Below are 18,168 nucleotides of genomic sequence, written 5' to 3' on the forward strand. Positions count from 1 at the left end.
CTGTTTTACCAAACTTGGTGCCGTCTGCTTTAGTCACCAATGGCAGAGTCAGGCCAAAGACTTTACCACGGTGTTGTCGACGGGTCAGATCTACACCACCGGTAATATTGCCCCATTGATCTGAACCGCCAATTTGCAGGGTGCAATTGTGCAATTTATACAGCTCGGAGAAATCCATTGATTGCAGCAACATGTAGGAAAATTCGGTAAAGGAAATCCCCTCCCCTTCACGTTGGATACGCTGCTTTACGGATTCCTTGTTAACCATATTGTTAACAGAGAAGTGCTTTCCTACATCACGCAAAAAATCTAGCACGTTCAAATCGCGCGTCCAGTCGAGGTTATTCGCAACAACTGCACTATTCCCACCGCATTCGAAATTAATAAACTGGGAAACTTGGCTCTTCAGTTTATCCACCCAGCCTGCAACAACATCGGGCGTATTAAGGCTGCGCTCTTGCGCCTTGAAAGAGGGGTCGCCGATTAAGCCCGTGGCACCGCCTACAAGCGCTATGGGCTTATGTCCCGCCGCCTGAAACCTCTTTAAAGTCAGCAATGGTACTAAACTACCTATATGAAGGGAGTCTGCGGTAGGATCAAAGCCGCAATAGAGGGTTCGACTCTCCGACAAATGCTGCGTCAGTTCGCCGTCACCAGTCGCTTGATTGATTAATCCGCGGCGGTCCAAGTCTTCAAGCAGTGTCATGTCGACCCCAGCCATGCTTTCCCCTCATCTTCAGGCTTGAAATTAGTACCGCCGGACGGCGGCAAAATGCGCTGCAACATTACCGAAGTTTGCAGCAAATACAAGCGGGCAAAAGCGCTCGACACGACCTGTAAAACTACTGCCAAGGAACTTACTCATGGATAGCCGGGTCAATTACCCCGTGAACCAAGGCGGCTTTTTTGCTATAAAGCCCTTTCAATGCCTGTTTTTTAAACACCCTGATTTTCAAGCGCAGATAACAACCACAGCCGGCGCCGCCCATTAATACCATGCAAAATCATCGCAAACCGACTTCACGTGTCCGTATTGGCGCCTTGCCCAAACACTTTCCGCGAGTACACGCACTAACAGCTGGTGTCGCTGCCTGCGTACTCGTATTGGCGTTATTTATTCCCACTCCAGAGGTAGAAGCCAAGCGCATGCCCCTGGACGTCAATCTCTCTTCCTTAGATGAAGACACGCTGGAAATTGACAAGCAACTGGCGGCTGTCTCGCCCCGCCAGAGCATTCCCTTGGCGAGTGCGACGGTAGAGGCAATACAGTCCCTGAACCTCACGGTGCGCAACGGAGACACCCTTTCCGATCTGTTCAAGCGTGCCAAAGTGAGCGCAGGCGAAATGTATCAGCTGCTTGGCAGCGGCAAGGAAGCTAAGAAACTAGCGCGTCTGACTCCTGGTGAAGAGCTGACATTTAAGGTCAACTCCGAAGGCCAACTGCAAAGTCTGGAACTACAGAGAGACCGTCTCAACCAAGTCAAATTTACCCGCGCGGAGGGTAATGACTTCCAGCATACGTTGGTACAGCGCCAGCCTGACAGCCACCCCGCCTATCGCCTGGCTCAAATTGACAGTTCCCTGTTTGTTGCCGGAAGTGAGGCCGGTCTGAGTGATAGCCTGATTATGGAAGTGGCTGATGTGTTCAGCTCCGATATCGATTTTGCATTGGATATACGCCAGGGCGACACCTTTAGCGTGATGTTTGAAGAGAAATTCCTGGATGGGGAAAAAATTGGCAATGGCCCCATTCTAGCGGTCAGTTTTACCAATCAGGGCCGCACTTACAGTGCAGTGCGCTACATCGACAGTAGCGGCGACGCCAATTACTACACGCCTGAAGGCAAAAGCATGCGCAAGGCATTTATTCGTACGCCGCTGGATATAGTGCGCATCAGCTCCCACTTTAATCCACGGCGCTTGCACCCGGTTTTCAAGTCGCGCCGCCCTCACAACGGCACAGATTATGCCGCCCCGCGTGGCACCCCGGTTTACTCGACAGGGGATGGCCGTGTGATCGCATCCGGTTACAGTAAGCCCAACGGCAATTATGTATTTATTCAGCACGGAGAACGTTACGTTACCCGCTACCTACACCTGACCAAACGCAAAGTGAAGAAAGGTCAACGAGTAAAACAGCGCCAAGTAATAGGCACTGTAGGCTCAACCGGGTATGCAACCGGTCCACACCTGCACTACGAATTCCTGGTGGACGGAAGACATCGGAACCCTGCAACAATTGTGCGCAAGCTTCCCAAAGCCAAGTCAGTGCCGTCCTCTGAAATGACGCGCTTCAAAAACCAGACTCAACCTCTGCTGGCAAAACTGGAAAACTACCAGGGCCCAGCATTGGCCAAACTTGACGAAAACAATTGATAAAGCGCCATTCAATATGCCCGATCTTTTTATCGGTCTAATGTCCGGCACCAGCGTCGATTCCATCGACGCTGCACTGGTCGATTTTGGCGGCGAAGAGAGAATCAAGCCGCGTATCCTGGCAGCTCTGGGCCACCCGATTCACCCCTCGCTGCGTGATGCCATCCTAGCCCTCTGCGCCCCAGGTCCCTCTGAACTGGATCGTGCCGGACAGTTGGACCGACAGCTCGGCCAGGCTTTTGCCGAGGCCACCAATACCCTGTTGGCCCGTGCCGGTATTGAGGCCAGCGCAGTAACCGCAATTGGCAGCCACGGACAAACTGTGCGGCACCGCCCGCCAGGCACTGTGACCTCCCCCTTCACTTTACAACTGGGGGACCCGAACACTATCGCAGCTTTGACTGGTATCAGTACGGTAGCGGACTTCCGCCGACGCGATATGGCCCTCGGAGGCCAGGGTGCTCCGCTAATGCCCGCATTTCACCGCGCCGCTTTTAAAACCGAGGGCAATCGCGCCGTGGTGAATATCGGTGGAATGGCCAATATCACCGAGCTGACAGCCGATGGCAGTGTATATGGTTACGATACCGGGCCCGGCAACGCCTTGCTGGACTATTGGGTGAACCTACATAAGAAGCAACCGTTTGACCGGGATGGCGCCTGGGCAGCTGGTGGTCGTGCCCACCCCGAGTTGCTCAATCGCCTGATGTCAGATCCCTATTTTGCTGCGGAGCCTCCCAAGAGTACCGGCCGTGAAACCTTCAATGCCAGCTGGCTGGAGCAGGCGCTAGCTGGCCTGGAGCTGTCTCCTGCAGACGTGCAGGCAACCCTGTCGGAAGTAACTGCCGCCAGTATTGCCGAGGCTGTGCATTTGTTCGCTGATGGGGGGAACTACTGATTTGTGGGGGCGGGGCCAAAAATAAAGATCTGCTGTCTCGACTGCAGAGACGACTGCCAACCTGGTCAATTACCGATACCGGCACTTATGGAATCGATGCCGACTGGCTCGAAGCTGTGGGCTTTGCCTGGCTGGCCCGGCAGACTCTACTCGGCCTGCCCGGCAACTGCCCCGGAGTCACAGGAGCAAAAAAGAGGCTGTTTTGGGCGCCATTTACTCCCCCTGAAACACCGCTCAAATCGCCTAAAGTGCGGCTCAGATCGAGAAGGAGGAGCCGCACCCACAGGTTGAGGAAGCATTGGGGTTCTGCACCACAAAGCGAGATCCGGCCAAACCCTCTTCGTAATCAACATTGGCGCCAACCAAGTATGGATAACTCATGGCGTCAACCAGTACCTGGATACCATCTTTCTCAATGATGGCATCGTCTTCGGCAACCAGTTCATCGAAGGTAAAACCGTATTGGAATCCTGAGCAGCCACCACCGGTGACGAACACCCTGAGCTTGAGCTCCGGGTTGCCCTCCTCTTCCAACAGGCTCTTTACCTTGGCCACAGCTTTATCGGTGACTACCAGTGGCGCAGGAGAAAAGGATACAGCTTCTGACATAAGTCTCTCTCAACTCATCGGGACATTCGCAGCTCGCATAAAAGCTATGCAGAATGCAGCTACGGGGGCGTCATCTTGCTTAAACCCAGGAAACCAGTCAAGTATTTGCGAGCAACAGGCTCTGGTGCTACTCACCTGCCAGGCCTGTCGAGTGGGCTTCAGGAAGCCTCGATGACAGTCTCATCTTCCGAGTAACCGATCATGGGGGTCTCACCAGCGGAGCTAATATCCACGTTGGAAACCAGGGCCCCGTTCACCTGGGCACCCTTTACCATCTCAATCAGCTTATAGTGCACATTGCCTTCCACCATAGCCTTGGCCGCCAGCTCCAGGTGGCGCGTGGCGTACACATCGCCATTCACGTTTCCGTTAATCACCACCTGAGGAACACGGATCTCTCCCTCTATGATTCCGCCATCGACTATCTGCAGGCGCGCATCACTATCGCTATGAGCGGTGACATTGCCTTTTACCTTGCCCTCAATGACCAGATTGCCACGAAAGTGAATATCCCCAGATACTTCTGTCTGGCGCGCAATTAGGGTCGTGTGGTTACTACCGGAACTGGCCATAGCTACTTGTTTCTCTTTTTTCTCAACATAATCCCTAAAACCTCATGCCTCTGGCATTAATGCTAGCTTTTCTGTACCAGCCAACCGTAGCGCTGTTCGATATTGAATCCCTTGCGCCCGGTAGACTTAAGCGATAACTCCACCCCTTCAGGAACAAAGCCCTCGGGGAGGCGCAGTTCGCCCTCAATATTCTGGAAGTATTTAAAACGCAGTGGAATGGATACGCTCTCCACCTGGTCAGACAAATCTTTTAGTGGGTAGCTTTTCAGCTCTCCATCCTGGCGCCCCACCACAGTGAAAGTGGCTGAGCCTTGAACCACGTTGCGTCGCACCGCCGACTGCTGGACTTGTAATTTGTATTGGTAACTCCGCGCATCAGCCGTCTGCGAAAGAATAAAGCGGCCTATAGATACTCCCTCACCACCATCTGCCGGGGCCATAACGCCGCGGTAAAAAGAGATTTCCTGCTTTAGCTCTGCGATCTGGTTTTCTTTCTGCACAAGCTCGGTTCGTACAGTCTCACTGGCCTGCTCACCAATCGCCAGGGACTGCTCAGCAGTTGCTGCACGCATGCGCAGAGTTTCATTTTCACTGTTCAACGCCTCAAGGCGCCCCAGTACCCTTGTGTACTCCCTCGTTTTTTCATCGAGGTTTTTACGCAGTTGATACTGTCCGGCGTAGTAAGAGCTGGCAGAAGTAACCAGTACCAACAGGGCGACACCACCTGCTGTGATTACACCTGAAAAGGGGCGATGGGGCACCACTTTCATACGGTACTGCTTGCTGCCTTTCACTCTGAGCTCCCAAAAATCCGCTACGGCTTAACCGGGTTTTATCGATTGTCGTATTTTTTGATTCTAAGGCAGCAGCGCCGGGCTCTCCAAGCCCAACGTCTCAGTTAGGCCAAACATAATGTTCATATTCTGTATCGCCTGGGCAGAAGCGCCCTTGGCGAGGTTATCGATTACCGACATTACCAGCAGAGTATCCCGACCCTGGGGCTGCATCACGGAAATACGACACATATTCGTACCTCTCACACTACGGGTTTGAGGGTGACTGCCAGCGGGGAGAACATCCACAAAAGGCTCATTCTGATAGCGACTTTCAAACAACTGCTGCAATTCCAGTGGTGACATATCTGTCTTGGACTTCGCGAACAAGGTTGCGTGTATGCCCCGGATCATTGGCAGGAGATGTGGAACAAAGGTCACCTGGGCAGGGCTCGCCTCACAGGGTTGGACCCGTCGTAGCCCCTGCTCAATTTCGGGTAAGTGGCGATGGCCAGCAGCCCCATAGGCGCGGAAATTGTCGTTGTTTTCAGCCAATATCAAATCCGTCTTACCCTGGCGACCCGCACCGCTGGCACCACTAGCAGCGCTGGCGATTAAGCCCGCTGGTTCAATAGCGCCCGCCTCCAATAGTGGAATCCAGCCCAGCTGAATCGCAGTGGGATAACAGCCTGGGCAGGCCACCAATTGAGCACCAGCTATCTCGGCACGATTTACTTCCGGTAATCCGTATATGGCCTCCTGGGCCAACTCGGGAGCAGCATGCTCCTGGCCATACCACTGCTCCCAGGTGGAAATATCTTTGAGGCGGAAATCGGCGGAGAGGTCGATAACTCGTACACCTCTTTTAATCAACGCCGGCACCTGGGCCTGGGCAACCCCATGGGGAGTGGCAAAAAATACCACATCACAAGCGGACAGTTGCTCAATATCCGGCTCACAAAAAGCCAAGTCATAATGGCCTCGCAAGCTGGAAAATAACTCCGCCACCGGGGTGCCTTTCAAAGAGCGTGAGGTGATTGCGGTAACTTCTGCTTGCGGATGTGTCGTCAAAAGCCTTAGCAGTTCAACACCTGTGTAGCCGGTGCCACCAACAATTGCTACCTTAATCACCTTGCTAAAATCTCCCGGTAAATCTGCCAACTGAGACGATAATCATAAAACCAGCCAAGCACTCTACCATAAGCCCCAGCACTTGAAGGATGTGCAGTGTCACAGCGCCCTAGGAAATTACTGAAAAACGCGTTAGCTCGGTGTTTACCCAAGACAAACAGCTTGGAACACGTGCGTTTGCAACTCTCTGCCAAGGAGGCTTTAGCGCCACTAGTGGGTATGGCATTAATTACTGGGCTATTGGCTGGAGGTGTAACTATTCTCTTCCGCCTGGCAATGGAGTGGCCTACAACATTTTTCCTGTCAGTCCCCCAAAATTATGAATCCTTATCGCCTTTCTGGCGATTTGCCCTACCTGTGCTGGGCTCACTGGTGATCGGCATTATCTATCTGCTACTCAGCCCCAAGCGCTACGACGTCGGTGTGGTGCATGTTCTCGATCGCCTCTATAACCATCAGGGCAAAATGCCAATACAAAATGCTCTACTGCAGTTTTTTGCCGGCGCCATTGCTCTGATCAGCGGCCACTCTGTAGGACGTGAGGGGCCTGCTGTACACCTTGGAGCCGCCAGTGGCAGCTGGCTAGCACGTGTACTGCACCTGCCCAATAACTCGGCACGCAGCCTGCTGGGCTGCGGTGTAGCCGCAGCTATCGCCGCATCTTTTAATACTCCTCTGGCCGGGATGGTGTTCGCCATGGAAGTGGTGATGCTCGAGTATTCAGTGGTGGGTTTTTTACCTGTCATGTTGGCTGCAGTGACTGGCAGTGCCATCACCCAAATTACCTTTGGGCGTGAGCCAGACTTTAACGTTCCGGCTATCCAGCTTAACTCCCTCGCAGAGCTGCCTATCCTATTTCTCTGCGCACTCGCAATCGGACTCTTGGCAGCTCTATTTATTTGGGCCCACCGCAGCCTGACACGCCAACAGTATCGCTCCCCGCTACTGCGCTTCTTACTGGTGGGACTTGTAACCGGCACCTTAGGCATTTGGGTACCTGAAATTCTTGGTGGTGGCTACGACACCCTGCAAATGGCAATGCTGGGAGAATTGGGCATCGCCACATTAACGGTAATTGTTGCCGCCAAGTTGGTGGCAACAGCACTGGGTTCGGGGCTGGGTATCCCCGGAGGAGTCATAGGCCCAGCCCTGATTCTTGGTGCCTGCCTGGGGGGATCGCCGGAGGCCTCGCCAATATGTGGCTGGGACCACACACCGCCAGCCCGGGCTTTTATGCAATGGTGGGTATGGCCGCAATGATGGCGGCAATGCTCAATGCTCCACTGGCAGCTTTGCTGGCAATTCTCGAACTGACCTACAATCCGAATGTCCTGTTCCCAGGCATGATGATGATCGTAGTAGCGATGCTTATTAGCAGACAGGTATTCGCCACCCGGGGGATTTACCAGGAAACCTTACGCGCCTTGAACAAGGCCGGGACCCCCACCTGGCGCCAACAAATGCTCAGTAGTGTCGGCGTAGCCAGCCAAATGGACAGAAACTTTGTCGTTGAACCAAGGGAAATCCCAGTTGATCAGGCGAGAGAGTTAATCGCTCAACACCCCCAGTGGATTTTGATCGACCTGCCCGATGAACCCGCTCCGCAATTGTTGCGTGCTGCCGACCTGGCCACATTTTTACAGGGTGCCGAAAAAGGTGGGGATACAGAAACCACAGTAAAACAAGAGGAGGAAAAACCTGGGCAGCCCCCCTCATAGACCTGCTTAAAATTCCTGGCGAGCGTAAACAAATGGCCGAACTAAATTGGTGCGCCACCCTGCTCGAAGCCCAGCAAAAACTGAAAAGCACTGGAGCCGATGCCCTGTATATCAATCGCCATCAGAGCGGCTCACTGGACAATCGCATCGCGGGCATTATTCTGCCGCTACAGATCGATAACTTTTACCGGAAATAAAATAATTTCGCGTTTCTTTTTGAGGGGATATTCAATGCTGTGGATCAAGGCTTTTCACATTATCGCCATGGTGTGCTGGTTTGCTGCGCTTTTCTACTTGCCACGCCTTTTTGTCTACCATGTCGATGCCACAGACGCCGTAAGTCGCGATCGCTTTTGCATTATGGAGCGACGCCTGTACCGCGGTATCGCCATTCCCGCGATGATCGCTACCGTAGCTCTAGGCATCTGGCTCTACAGCCTAAACCCGGCTTACTACACATCCGCAGGCTGGATGCACGCGAAACTTACCTTTGTCGTGCTGTTACTGGCCTATCATCATATGTGTGGAGCCTATGTGCGTAAGTTTGCCCAGGGTACCAATACCCGTAGCGGACGCTATTTTCGTATTTTTAATGAGGTTCCGACTGTAGCCTTGTTTGCCATTGTGATTCTGGCTGTGGTCAAGCCATTTTAATTTGGCGCAAAATCATTCTTTGTATCGGGCAGCCAGCAACTAAAATTAGGCGCACAGCTTTTGGCAGTCATGTAGATTTTCTATGGATACACCGCAGCCCGTTATTCTGACCGTCACCCACCATGACCCTAGCGGCAGTGCAGGAATAGCCGCAGATACGGAGACGGCTGTCAGCCTGGGCTGCCATGCTGCCTCCGCGGTTTCCGCCATCAGTGTGTGTAACACTGGCGAACTGCTTGGGGTTGCTCCAGTAGATGAAAGCTTGCTAGTAGAGCAAACCCGCACAGTTCTGGAAGATATGCCGGTAGCTGCAATCAAGGTGGGATACCTGGGCTCCGTAGAGAATGTTCGGGCACTGCACAGCGTATTGCGGGACTACCCCGATATCCCGGTAGTGATCGACCCCGATGCCACACTGGCGGATAAGGAAAGTGTGTTGGCCCCCCACTATGGGAAGCCATGGCCTCCCTACTACTCCCCTATGCCACCATGGTCTGCCCAAATCGCCGCGAAGCCCGCGCTATGGCGGTAGAGGCCGATACACATGACGCCATGGCCCAGGAGCTGCTTGAAAGCGGTTGCCGCTATCTGTTACTTACTGGCGTACCCCATGAGCAACAGCTACAAAACCGTCTCTACGACGAACGTGGCCTGATCCGGGAATTCCACTGGGAACGGTTGCCACCAGCGGCCTATGGGGTCTGCGGAACCCTGGCCACAGCGATCGCCTGCCATATTGCCCACGGCCTGACCATCATTGAGGCTGTCAGTCGCAGCCAACAGTATGCCTGGAGCGCCATTCGCGACAGCCGCCGCCTGGGTATGGGGCGGCCGATACCCAATCGCCTTTTCTGGTGTGAGCGCTAAAGCCTCTCCCTGCCCGACAAGTGACTTGCCGCATCGGTGTGAAAATCGGTGCGACCCGCCGGCCAACCCGAAATCCACACCCCTGTGATCTCCACATTGTCCTCAAGGCCTGTCGCCGCGATAATGGTCCGCTGATTCTTGGCCTATTCCGTAATTTCTGAATGAATTCTATGAGTAAATCCGAGCAGCTCTTCGCAGAAGCACAGCAGTACATTCCCGGCGGCGTTAACTCTCCGGTACGGGCTTTCCGCGCGGTTGGCGGTACGCCGGTATTTATCCGCCGTGCCGAGGGCGCCTACCTCTACGACGCTGATGACAAGCGCTATATCGACTATGTACAGTCCTGGGGGCCCATGGTTTTGGGCCACGCCCACCCCGAAGTCATCGAGGCCGTTGTGGAGCAGGCTCAATCCGGCCTCAGCTTTGGCGCTCCCACCGAGCTGGAAACCGAGCTGGCCGAGGAACTCTGCCGGCTATGGCCAAATATGGATCTGGTGCGCTTCGTCAACTCCGGCACCGAAGCCACAATGAGCGCCATTCGCTTGGCACGCGGTTATACTGGACGGGATAAGATTGTGAAGTTTGAGGGCTGCTACCACGGCCATTCAGACTCATTGCTGGTAAAAGCCGGTTCCGGCGCCCTGACCATGGGCGTGCCCTCCTCTCCAGGGGTACCTGCCGCCCTTGCGGACCACACCATCACCCTGAGTTACAACGATCCAGATGCTGTACGCGCCTGCTTCGAAGAGTTCGGTGATCAGATCGCCTGCATTATCGTCGAACCCGTAGCCGGTAATATGAACTGTATTCCCCCGGTGCCCGGCTTTCTGGAAACCCTGCGGGAAGTCTGCGACCAGCACGGCGCCCTGTTAATTCTTGACGAGGTAATGACCGGTTTTCGCGTGAGCCTGACCGGCGCTCAGGGCTTTTATGGTATCGAAGCCGATATTACTACCCTCGGTAAAGTAATCGGTGGCGGTATGCCAGTAGGCGCCTTCGGTGGCAAACGCAAAATTATGGAGCAGATAGCGCCACTGGGGCCGGTTTATCAGGCAGGCACCCTGTCCGGAAATCCGGTGGCCATGGTGGCAGGCCTGGAAACCCTACGCTTGGTAGAGGAGAGCGACTTCTACAAGCCACTGGTAGCCAGGACAGACCGCCTGGTGGAAGGCATTCTCGCTGCCGGGAAGACAGCAGGTATTCCTGTTACGGCCAACAAAGTTGGCAGCATGTTCGGCTTTTTCTTCACCGAGGAGTCAAAGGTCACCAATTACCAGCAGGTAATGGCATGCAACAATGAGCGCTTTAATCGCTTCTTCCACGGCATGCTCGAGGAGGGGGTCTATCTGGCACCAGCATCCTACGAGGCCGGGTTTATGTCCGCGGCTCACACCGATGAGGATATTGAAGCAACCATAGCCGCTGCAGAAAAAGTCTTTGCACGCCTCGACTGATTGCCCCTGCTACAGCACCTGCCGCCCGCAGGTGCTGCACTCCAACACTAAATCCCATTTTACCACTCGCACAAATCACAACCATTTCTCAGGTATTGGCGCGCTTCGACGCATAAGTCTTGTATATTGTTAAAGCATCTACAAAAATGTATACATAATTTAAAAGGTATACATTTTGAATAAATCGCCACTTTTAGATACCAGCCTCTCCACTGTCAGCGCCGGGTTCATCACAGTTCTGGTAGGAGTGGCCAGCTCAGCAGCGATTGTTTTTGAGGCCGCACGGGCTGCCGGTGCCGACCAGCTAATGACCGGCTCATGGATCGGTGCCCTCGGATTGGGAATGGGGCTAACCTGTATCGCCTTTTCCTGGTATTACCGGGCTCCCGTGATTACTGCGTGGTCGACCCCAGGCGCAGCATTGCTGGCCACCAGTCTCACCGGGATTCCGATTGCCGAAGCTATTGGAGCTTTCGTCTGCAGCGCCATATTAACTCTGCTGGTAGGCCTTTCTGGAGCCTTTGACCGGGTAAATCGCCTAGTACCAACCCCCATCGCCAGTGCCATGCTCGCAGGTATACTGTTACAATTTGGCCTCTCTGTATTCACATCCCTGCAAGCCCAGCCAATTCTTGTTGGCGCTATGTCCCTAACCTACATAGTTGGGCGGAGATGGGCGCCGCGGTATGCCATTCTTTTGGTACTCATGGTCGGGGTCTCTGCCTGCTGGAAGCTACAATTGATCTCTTTCGATCAAATCCACTGGCAAGCCGCACAACCCGTATGGGTTACTCCGGAGTTTCGCCTTTCCACTTTGATCGGTATTGGACTGCCTTTGTTTATCGTCACTATGACCTCCCAGAATCTGCCCGGTGCCGCAACTCTGGCTGCCAGCGGCTATGGAAGAGTGCCCATTTCCCCAGTCATCAGCGGTACGGGCCTGGCTTCCCTACTACTGACCCCTTTTGGCGGGTTTGCCTTCAACCTGGCCGCTATTACGGCGGCAATTTGCACCGGTCCTGAGGCGCATCCCAATCCAGACAAGCGCTATACCGCCGGTATTGCGGCCGGTATCTTTTATCTAATCGTGGGCTTGTGTGGTGCCAGCGTAGTGGCATTATTTAGCGCTTTTCCACAGGAATTAATCGCCGGCCTTGCGGGCTTGGCATTGATAGGGGTCATTGGCAATAGCCTGGCAAGTGCTACGGCAGAAGCAGAACATCGAGAAGCGGCAATCATCACATTCTTAGTCAGCGCTTCAGGTATTAGTTTGTTTGGTGTCAGCTCCGCATTTTGGGGGCTACTGGGCGGGCTCGCCTGTTACTGGCTTTTTAACCGCAGGAGTTCATAAGCTCCAATGGGCCTATACGATAAAATCAAAGCAGATCTACAGCGGGGGCGCTTCATCCCAGGGCAAGTATTAAGGCAGGTTGAACTTGCTGAACTCTACGATGTAAGCCGTATCCCGGTACGGGATGCCCTGCATCAACTTCGAAATGAAGGCTGGCTCTCACCACACGGCAAGCGCGGTGTTGCAGTGCCTCAGTTTGACCCTATCGAAGTAGAGGACCTCTACCTGATGCGTATGCGCCTCGAGCCCCTATTGCAGACCCTGGCGCTAGATAAGCTCAGTGGGGAAGTACTGGGGCGAGCCAACGATATTCTCGATTCGATGGAGGCCAACCCCCAAATGTCCGCCGAACTAATCGGCAACCTGAATTGGCAGTTCCATGCCTGCATTTACAAGGCAGCCGAGCGACCAACGCTTTTTTCTGCAGTGGAACAACTACACCGCCAGTGTGAACGCTATATCGGTTACCAATCCCGCAGCCTGCAATACCAAAACACTAGCCAGGGGGAGCATTTCTCCATCCTCAAAGCCCTGAAAAGGGGAGATAGAGAGCTAGCCACAACATTACTGACACAACATATTGAAGCCGCCGGTAAATCACTGGTGCGCTATCTGCGCTCAGCTCAACCCTGAATGGAGGCTAACTGCGGGGACTTATGGAGCCTCCGAAATCACCGCAGTAAGCAATTTGATATGATGGCCGCCAATTGTGGCTGCAGGATTTCTGCAGCCTTATGGATAGTCGGAGTAAATGCCCTATGAGTCAAAGTCTCGGCCGCGGTGCCTATCCCAACACCCGCCTGCGCCGCCTGCGTGCCCAGGATTTTTCGCGTCGCCTGGTGCGTGAAACCCAGCTCAGTTGCGATGACCTGATCCTGCCGCTGTTTGTAATCGAGGGGCGCAACGAAACCCAAAAGGTAGCCTCTATGCCAGGGGTGGAGCGCCTGAGTGTGGATTTGTTGGCGAGAAAAGCGAAGCTACTGCAGCAACTGGGCATCCCCGCAGTGGCCCTGTTTCCCGTGGTAGATCCCTCGGCAAAATCAGACTGCGCCAGTGCCGCCCACGATGCCGATGGCTTGGCCCAGCGCGCCGTGCGTGAGCTGAAAGATGCTGCGCCTGAGCTGGGCGTCATTACCGATGTAGCCCTGGACCCCTTTACCAGCCACGGCCAGGACGGGCTGATGGACCACAGCGGTTATATCGTCAACGATGAAACTGTAGAAGTACTGGTGCAGCAGGCTCTATCCCATGCAGCTGCCGGTGCAGACATGGTCGCACCTTCAGATATGATGGACGGTCGCATCGGCGCCATTCGCCAGGCTCTCGAAGGGGCAGGCCACACCAATACCCTGATTATGTCCTACGCGGCCAAGTACGCCTCTGCCTACTACGGCCCCTTCCGCGACGCGGTTGGCTCAGCGGGCAATTTGAAAGGCGGCAGTAAAGCCAGCTACCAGATGGACCCAGCCAATACCGATGAAGCCATACACGAGTGCGCTCTGGATCTGCAGGAAGGTGCTGATATGGTGATGGTTAAACCGGGTATGCCCTATCTGGATATAGTACGCAGGGTGAAGGAAGAATTGCGAGTGCCCACCTTCGCCTACCAGGTGAGCGGAGAGTACGCGATGCACTGTGCCGCCTTCGAGAACGGCTGGCTACAGCGGGAGGCTGTTATCTTGGAATCACTGCTCGCCTTTAAGCGCGCCGGTGCAGATGGCATCCTCACCTACTTCGCCGAAGAGGCCGCACGACTGCTGCAGAGCTAGTCGTCAAGAATCGCGCGCGACTCTCGGTCATGCGACTTAAGTCAGGGCCACTGGTCTTCCAGTGCCGGGCCTATCGGCTGAGCCTCCTCTACGGGGGCGCCGCCAGGGCCCGATTCAAAAGATTGGTTGCGGGGAGCTCGACGGGCTCTTCTTCGTACCCCCGATCAACACCAAATTCTTCCGCATCATCACCACGCAACTGTTCCTGCATTTGGCGACGACGCTGCTCACGCAGCTGCTGCTCGCTGGGATCTACACCCCAGCCGGGAGTCATTTGCTCCCGCGGTGCCGCCTCTGAGCGCCCATTGCCAAACAGGTTGCGAAACCAGCGCCAACGATCACGCCCGCGACATTCCGGTGCCGGCTGCAGGCGCGTCTCGTAGGAGAAAGGAATTTCATATCCGCCACGACAGTAGTCCGGGTCCATATATTCGCCGCGTGCATTCACCGACTTGACCTCCACCCCCCGCGGCGGCTCCACAGGCCCATGCTCATGGGGCAGCTTGCGCATGATCTCTGTCCAAATTGGCAGTGCACCGGTAGACCCCGTCAGGCGAGTGCGCTCATTGTCATCGCGCCCGAGCCAAACCACTGCAGTAATCTCCGGAGAGAAACCGGCAAACCAGCTGTCGCGGTTATTGTTGGTAGTTCCGGTTTTACCTGCAAATGCCACACTGCTAGGTAAACGCTTGGCAGACCTGCGTCCGGTACCCTCACGCATAGCCTGCTCCAGACCCCAGCGGAGCAGGTAGGCCGGTACCGCATCAACTCCGCGATGGGCACGGCGGCGGAAGTTCTGGACACGCCCGCCACCGGCATCGGAGACTGCCAGCAAAGTGCGCGGCTCCACAGTTTCGCCACCGTTGGCAATAGTCTGATACATGCCAGCCACTTCAAATGGTGTCATTTCAACGGCACCCAGTAACATCGCCGGCACCTTCGGCAGGCTGGTTTCCACTCCCAGACGGCGAATGGTCTGACGCACATTCTGCAGCCCCAGATCCAGCCCCAGGTGCGCTGTGGCAAGGTTGTAGGATTTTGCAAGCGCTACGTAAAGAGGTACCTGGCCATGGGCTAGCTTGTCGAAATTCTGCGGCATCCACACATCGCCGTCCGCCTCTTCGATGCGCACAGGCGCATCGTCAATAAGCGTCGCCAGATTGTACTCTTCTGGGCGCTCAAGGGCAGTGAGGAAGACTGCGGGCTTGATCAGCGAGCCCACTTGCCGGCGGGCCTCAAGCGCGCGGTTAAAGCCCGGATAATCCGGATCGCGGTCTCCCACCATAGCCAGCACGTTACCGCTGCGGTTGTCCATCAGCACGGTGGCGGCCTGTAAAGTATTGACCTTAATTCCCCGGTCCTTTTCCAGCTGCAGGACCCCATTACTGATAGCCTCTTCGGCCAGCTTCTGTACCGAAGGCGACAAGCTGGTATAGATCCTCAAGCCCGCAGTCCGCAGCTCTTCATAGGAATAGTAGGGGCGCAATTCCGCCAATAACCGCTCTGTGAAAGCAGGGTAAGGGTTTTGCGCAGTCACTCCACCTTTCACCACCCCCAAGGGTTTGGCCGCATAGAGTTCGAACTCAGCCTGGGAAATTAACCCCTGCTCCAGCATTAGTTCCAATACAGTGTTACGACGCTCGAGTGCACGCTCGGGGTGTCGCCAGGGATTGTAGTAAGAAGCGCCCTTGGCCAAACCCACCAGTAATGCCACCTGATGCGGTTCCAGGGTGTCCAGTGGCTGCTGGAAGTAAAATTCAGAGGCCAGCCCGAAACCATAGATGCCTCGGGCGCCCTGCTGTCCGAGCCAAACCTCGTTGATGTACTCCTGCAGGATGTAGCCTTTGTCGTAGTGGATCTCCATCAAAACTGCCATCAGCGCTTCATTAATTTTTCGCTGCAGGCTCGGCTTGTGATCAAAAAATATATTTTTCACCAGCTGCTGAGTGATGGTGGAACCACCTTGTACCAGACGCCCGGCCTTCACGTTGGCAACCATGGCACGAGCAATACCCCGAGGGGATATACCAAAGTGGTTGAGGAAATCCTGGTCCTCCACAGCAATCAGAGTATTGGCCACCAGCGGCGGGATATCGCTAAATCTCACAGGGTTGCGATCATCACCACCTCCGAGTAAGGAGCCAATATTGGCCGCATCCAGGCGGAATTCCGCGATGCGCTGCCCATCGCTATCGCGCAGATTGCTAATCTCATCGTTGCGCAGGCGGAAAGAAACCACTGCCGCCGGCTCTCGGCCATTGGAGTGAATAAAATCGCGACGCCAAACAGAGTAATCCATGCCATTTTGGGACCAGGAACCGGGCTCGCTGAGGGTTTCCTGCTTGCGGTAATTAAGTGCTGCAAACTCGGAGGCTAATTCATCCGGATGCATCACCATCCCTTCGCGCAAAACCAGGGGACGAGCATAGACTCGCGCCGGCAGCTGGTACTGGCGGCTATCCAGACGCTCTCGCAGTTGTACATCCAGGTAGGCCATATAACCAGCAAGGGAGAGTGCTCCCACCAGAGCCAGCAGGAACAGGAATTTGAGCCAGCGGTATCGTCTCTTCGGTTGTGACGCTTTGCCGCGCCGGCGTTTGGTCGAGGCCATAAAAAGAGGTATCCAGCTGCCAGGTCAGTACATCAATTGACAGCGGGGCACGACAGCCCAGTCACTATCTTTGGCAGGGTACCAGCTGGTGGCAGCTCCACTGGTATCTTGCCTCCGGCACCCGGACCGGTGCCTTTGGGGAACATCCCTGAACCACCTGACTCCCACGCCAGAATAAATACTGGCCGGTCGTAAATCGAAGTGCTACGCACTTGTTCGTGGATTGACCACAAGTACGCCCTATTAGTTCATATTGAGGCTTAACGCGCCTTTATAAACAATGCCTCGCTGAAGTCAAACCTACCGCCTTGCACTTGCTGTAATCACAGCCATAATGCGGCGGAAATCTAGACAAATACCCCGAAAAGGATAGATATGAGGCAATACGATCTCTACGGCATTGGCGCCGCCCTGCTGGATACGGAAATTGAAGTATCCGACACGGACTTGTCAGCCCTCGGTGTTGAAAAGGGAATCATGACTCTGGTCGACGATGCCAGGCAGCAGCAGCTTGTAGATGACCTGCAGGATCACTTGGTCACAGCCAAGCGTGCCTGCGGTGGCTCTGGCGCCAACACTGTAATTGCTGCCAGCTATTTCGGACTGAACACTTTTTACTCCTGTAAAGTTGCTGCAGATGATAATGGCGATTTTTATCGCAATAATCTCAGTGCCGCAGGCGTCGACTATCCTGCCAGCCTGCAGGAAGCCGATGGGGGTACCACAGGCAAGTGCCTGGTACTGATTACCCCGGATGCCGAACGCAGTATGAATACCTACCTGGGTATTAGCGAGAAGTTGTCTGTGGCCGAACTGGACAATGAAGCTCTGGCATCCTCCCAATGGGCTTATATCGAAGGCTACCTGGTCTCTTCCGAGACCGGCCGTAAAGCAGCGATCACCTTGCGCGAGCAGGCACAACAGGCTGGAGTGAAAACCGCCCTGAGCCTGTCTGATCCGGCAATGGTACAGTTCTTCGGCGAAGGCCTGCGGGAAATGATTGGTGGTGGCGTAGATATCCTATTCTGCAACCGCGATGAAGCCCTAGGCTTTACCGGAACCGATTCCTTGGATGCAGCCGCCGAAGCACTGCGTGACTATTGCCGCAGCTTCGCTATCACCCTCGGCGCCGATGGAGCACTCCTGTGGGATGGCACACAACTTAAACGCGTGGCCAGCCCCGAAGTCCATGCCATCGATACCAATGGCGCCGGGGATATGTTTGCAGGTGCTTTCCTGTACGGGATCAACCGGGAAATGGGGTTTGTAGAGGCGGGAGAACTGGCTTGTCGCGCCGCCGCGCAAGTGGTTAGCCAGTATGGTCCCCGCCTGCAGGCTGAACAGCACTCAGAACTGCTCGCAGCAGTTATTTAAAAGGTTCGCTG

The 18,168-nt window shown here is 54.8% G+C and carries 16 protein-coding genes and 2 pseudogenes (1 of these 18 only partly in view); 12 read left to right on the forward strand and 6 right to left on the reverse strand.

Annotation, left to right across the window (positions count from 1 at the left end; translation table 11 throughout):
• On the reverse strand, window positions 1–721 hold the 5' portion of the coding sequence (gene tyrS, locus P3339_RS20715) for a tyrosine--tRNA ligase (protein ID WP_282951753.1). Its footprint begins 584 nt before the window's first position; 721 of the gene's 1,305 nt are visible here — the first part of the coding sequence; it begins with the start codon at window positions 719–721; its stop codon lies beyond the left edge, outside the window.
• Window positions 722–996: 275 nt separating this feature from the next.
• On the opposite strand from tyrS, the gene P3339_RS20720 reads away from it, so the two are divergent.
• Window positions 997–2,376: a peptidoglycan DD-metalloendopeptidase family protein gene (locus P3339_RS20720; protein ID WP_020411469.1), complete on the forward strand. Its 1,380-nt coding sequence runs from the start codon at window positions 997–999 to the stop codon at window positions 2,374–2,376.
• 16 nt (window positions 2,377–2,392) lie between these two features.
• Window positions 2,393–3,500 (forward strand): annotated as a pseudogene (locus P3339_RS20725) (anhydro-N-acetylmuramic acid kinase).
• A 29-nt stretch (window positions 3,501–3,529) separates the two neighbouring features.
• Here P3339_RS20725 and erpA read toward each other — a convergent pair.
• The 4 genes from erpA to argC form a co-directional block, all read right to left on the reverse strand.
• Entirely contained in the window at window positions 3,530–3,883 is a 354-nt protein-coding gene (gene erpA, locus P3339_RS20730) for an iron-sulfur cluster insertion protein ErpA (protein WP_020411471.1), read from the reverse strand.
• A gap of 158 nt (window positions 3,884–4,041) precedes the next feature.
• Entirely contained in the window at window positions 4,042–4,455 is a 414-nt protein-coding gene (locus tag P3339_RS20735; protein ID WP_020411472.1) for a bactofilin family protein, read from the reverse strand.
• A gap of 62 nt (window positions 4,456–4,517) precedes the next feature.
• Window positions 4,518–5,249 (reverse strand): DUF6776 family protein, encoded by a 732-nt coding sequence (locus tag P3339_RS20740; RefSeq protein ID WP_020411473.1) that lies wholly within the window; start codon window positions 5,247–5,249, stop codon window positions 4,518–4,520.
• A gap of 63 nt (window positions 5,250–5,312) precedes the next feature.
• A complete protein-coding gene (argC, locus tag P3339_RS20745; RefSeq protein ID WP_282951754.1) occupies window positions 5,313–6,359 on the reverse strand; it encodes an N-acetyl-gamma-glutamyl-phosphate reductase in 1,047 nt (348 codons plus the stop codon).
• 276 nt (window positions 6,360–6,635) lie between these two features.
• Here argC and P3339_RS20750 point away from each other — a divergent pair.
• The 9 genes and pseudogenes from P3339_RS20750 to hemB all read left to right on the forward strand — a co-directional run bounded on the left by P3339_RS20750 (window position 6,636) and on the right by hemB (window position 14,172).
• Window positions 6,636–8,077: pseudogene (locus tag P3339_RS20750) on the forward strand (chloride channel protein).
• A gap of 32 nt (window positions 8,078–8,109) precedes the next feature.
• Window positions 8,110–8,274 (forward strand): hypothetical protein, encoded by a 165-nt coding sequence (locus P3339_RS20755; protein WP_282951755.1) that lies wholly within the window; start codon window positions 8,110–8,112, stop codon window positions 8,272–8,274.
• A gap of 34 nt (window positions 8,275–8,308) precedes the next feature.
• Window positions 8,309–8,731: a protoporphyrinogen oxidase HemJ gene (gene hemJ / locus P3339_RS20760; protein WP_282951756.1), complete on the forward strand. Its 423-nt coding sequence runs from the start codon at window positions 8,309–8,311 to the stop codon at window positions 8,729–8,731.
• 82 nt (window positions 8,732–8,813) lie between these two features.
• Complete coding sequence (locus tag P3339_RS23655) at window positions 8,814–9,263, forward strand: bifunctional hydroxymethylpyrimidine kinase/phosphomethylpyrimidine kinase (RefSeq protein ID WP_353056854.1); 450 nt, start codon at window positions 8,814–8,816, stop codon at window positions 9,261–9,263.
• Complete coding sequence (locus P3339_RS23660; protein ID WP_353056943.1) at window positions 9,221–9,598, forward strand: bifunctional hydroxymethylpyrimidine kinase/phosphomethylpyrimidine kinase; 378 nt, start codon at window positions 9,221–9,223, stop codon at window positions 9,596–9,598. The genes P3339_RS23655 and P3339_RS23660 overlap by 43 nt, the downstream gene beginning before the upstream one ends.
• A gap of 170 nt (window positions 9,599–9,768) precedes the next feature.
• Window positions 9,769–11,052 carry a glutamate-1-semialdehyde 2,1-aminomutase gene (hemL, locus tag P3339_RS20770; RefSeq protein WP_020411478.1) on the forward strand — a complete coding sequence of 428 codons (1,284 nt, stop codon included), beginning with the start codon at window positions 9,769–9,771 and terminating at the stop codon, window positions 11,050–11,052.
• A gap of 175 nt (window positions 11,053–11,227) precedes the next feature.
• Window positions 11,228–12,403 (forward strand): benzoate/H(+) symporter BenE family transporter, encoded by a 1,176-nt coding sequence (locus P3339_RS20775; protein WP_282951757.1) that lies wholly within the window; start codon window positions 11,228–11,230, stop codon window positions 12,401–12,403.
• 6 nt (window positions 12,404–12,409) lie between these two features.
• Window positions 12,410–13,036, forward strand: coding sequence for a GntR family transcriptional regulator (locus tag P3339_RS20780; protein ID WP_020411480.1), 627 nt, complete (start codon window positions 12,410–12,412; stop codon window positions 13,034–13,036).
• Between the two features lie 125 nt (window positions 13,037–13,161).
• Entirely contained in the window at window positions 13,162–14,172 is a 1,011-nt protein-coding gene (gene hemB / locus P3339_RS20785) for a porphobilinogen synthase (protein WP_282951758.1), read from the forward strand.
• 88 nt (window positions 14,173–14,260) lie between these two features.
• Here the strand turns inward: hemB and mrcB are convergent, their stop codons facing one another.
• Window positions 14,261–16,783 carry a penicillin-binding protein 1B gene (mrcB, locus tag P3339_RS20790; protein WP_282951759.1) on the reverse strand — a complete coding sequence of 841 codons (2,523 nt, stop codon included), beginning with the start codon at window positions 16,781–16,783 and terminating at the stop codon, window positions 14,261–14,263.
• 375 nt (window positions 16,784–17,158) lie between these two features.
• Here mrcB and P3339_RS20795 point away from each other — a divergent pair, with 375 nt between their 5' ends.
• Window positions 17,159–18,157, forward strand: coding sequence for an adenosine kinase (locus tag P3339_RS20795; protein ID WP_020411483.1), 999 nt, complete (start codon window positions 17,159–17,161; stop codon window positions 18,155–18,157).
• The last annotated feature ends 11 nt before the right edge of the window (window positions 18,158–18,168 follow it).

Source organism: Microbulbifer sp. MLAF003 (assembly GCF_030012965.1).
In the GTDB taxonomy this organism is placed as follows: Bacteria; Pseudomonadota; Gammaproteobacteria; order Pseudomonadales; family Cellvibrionaceae; genus Microbulbifer; species Microbulbifer variabilis.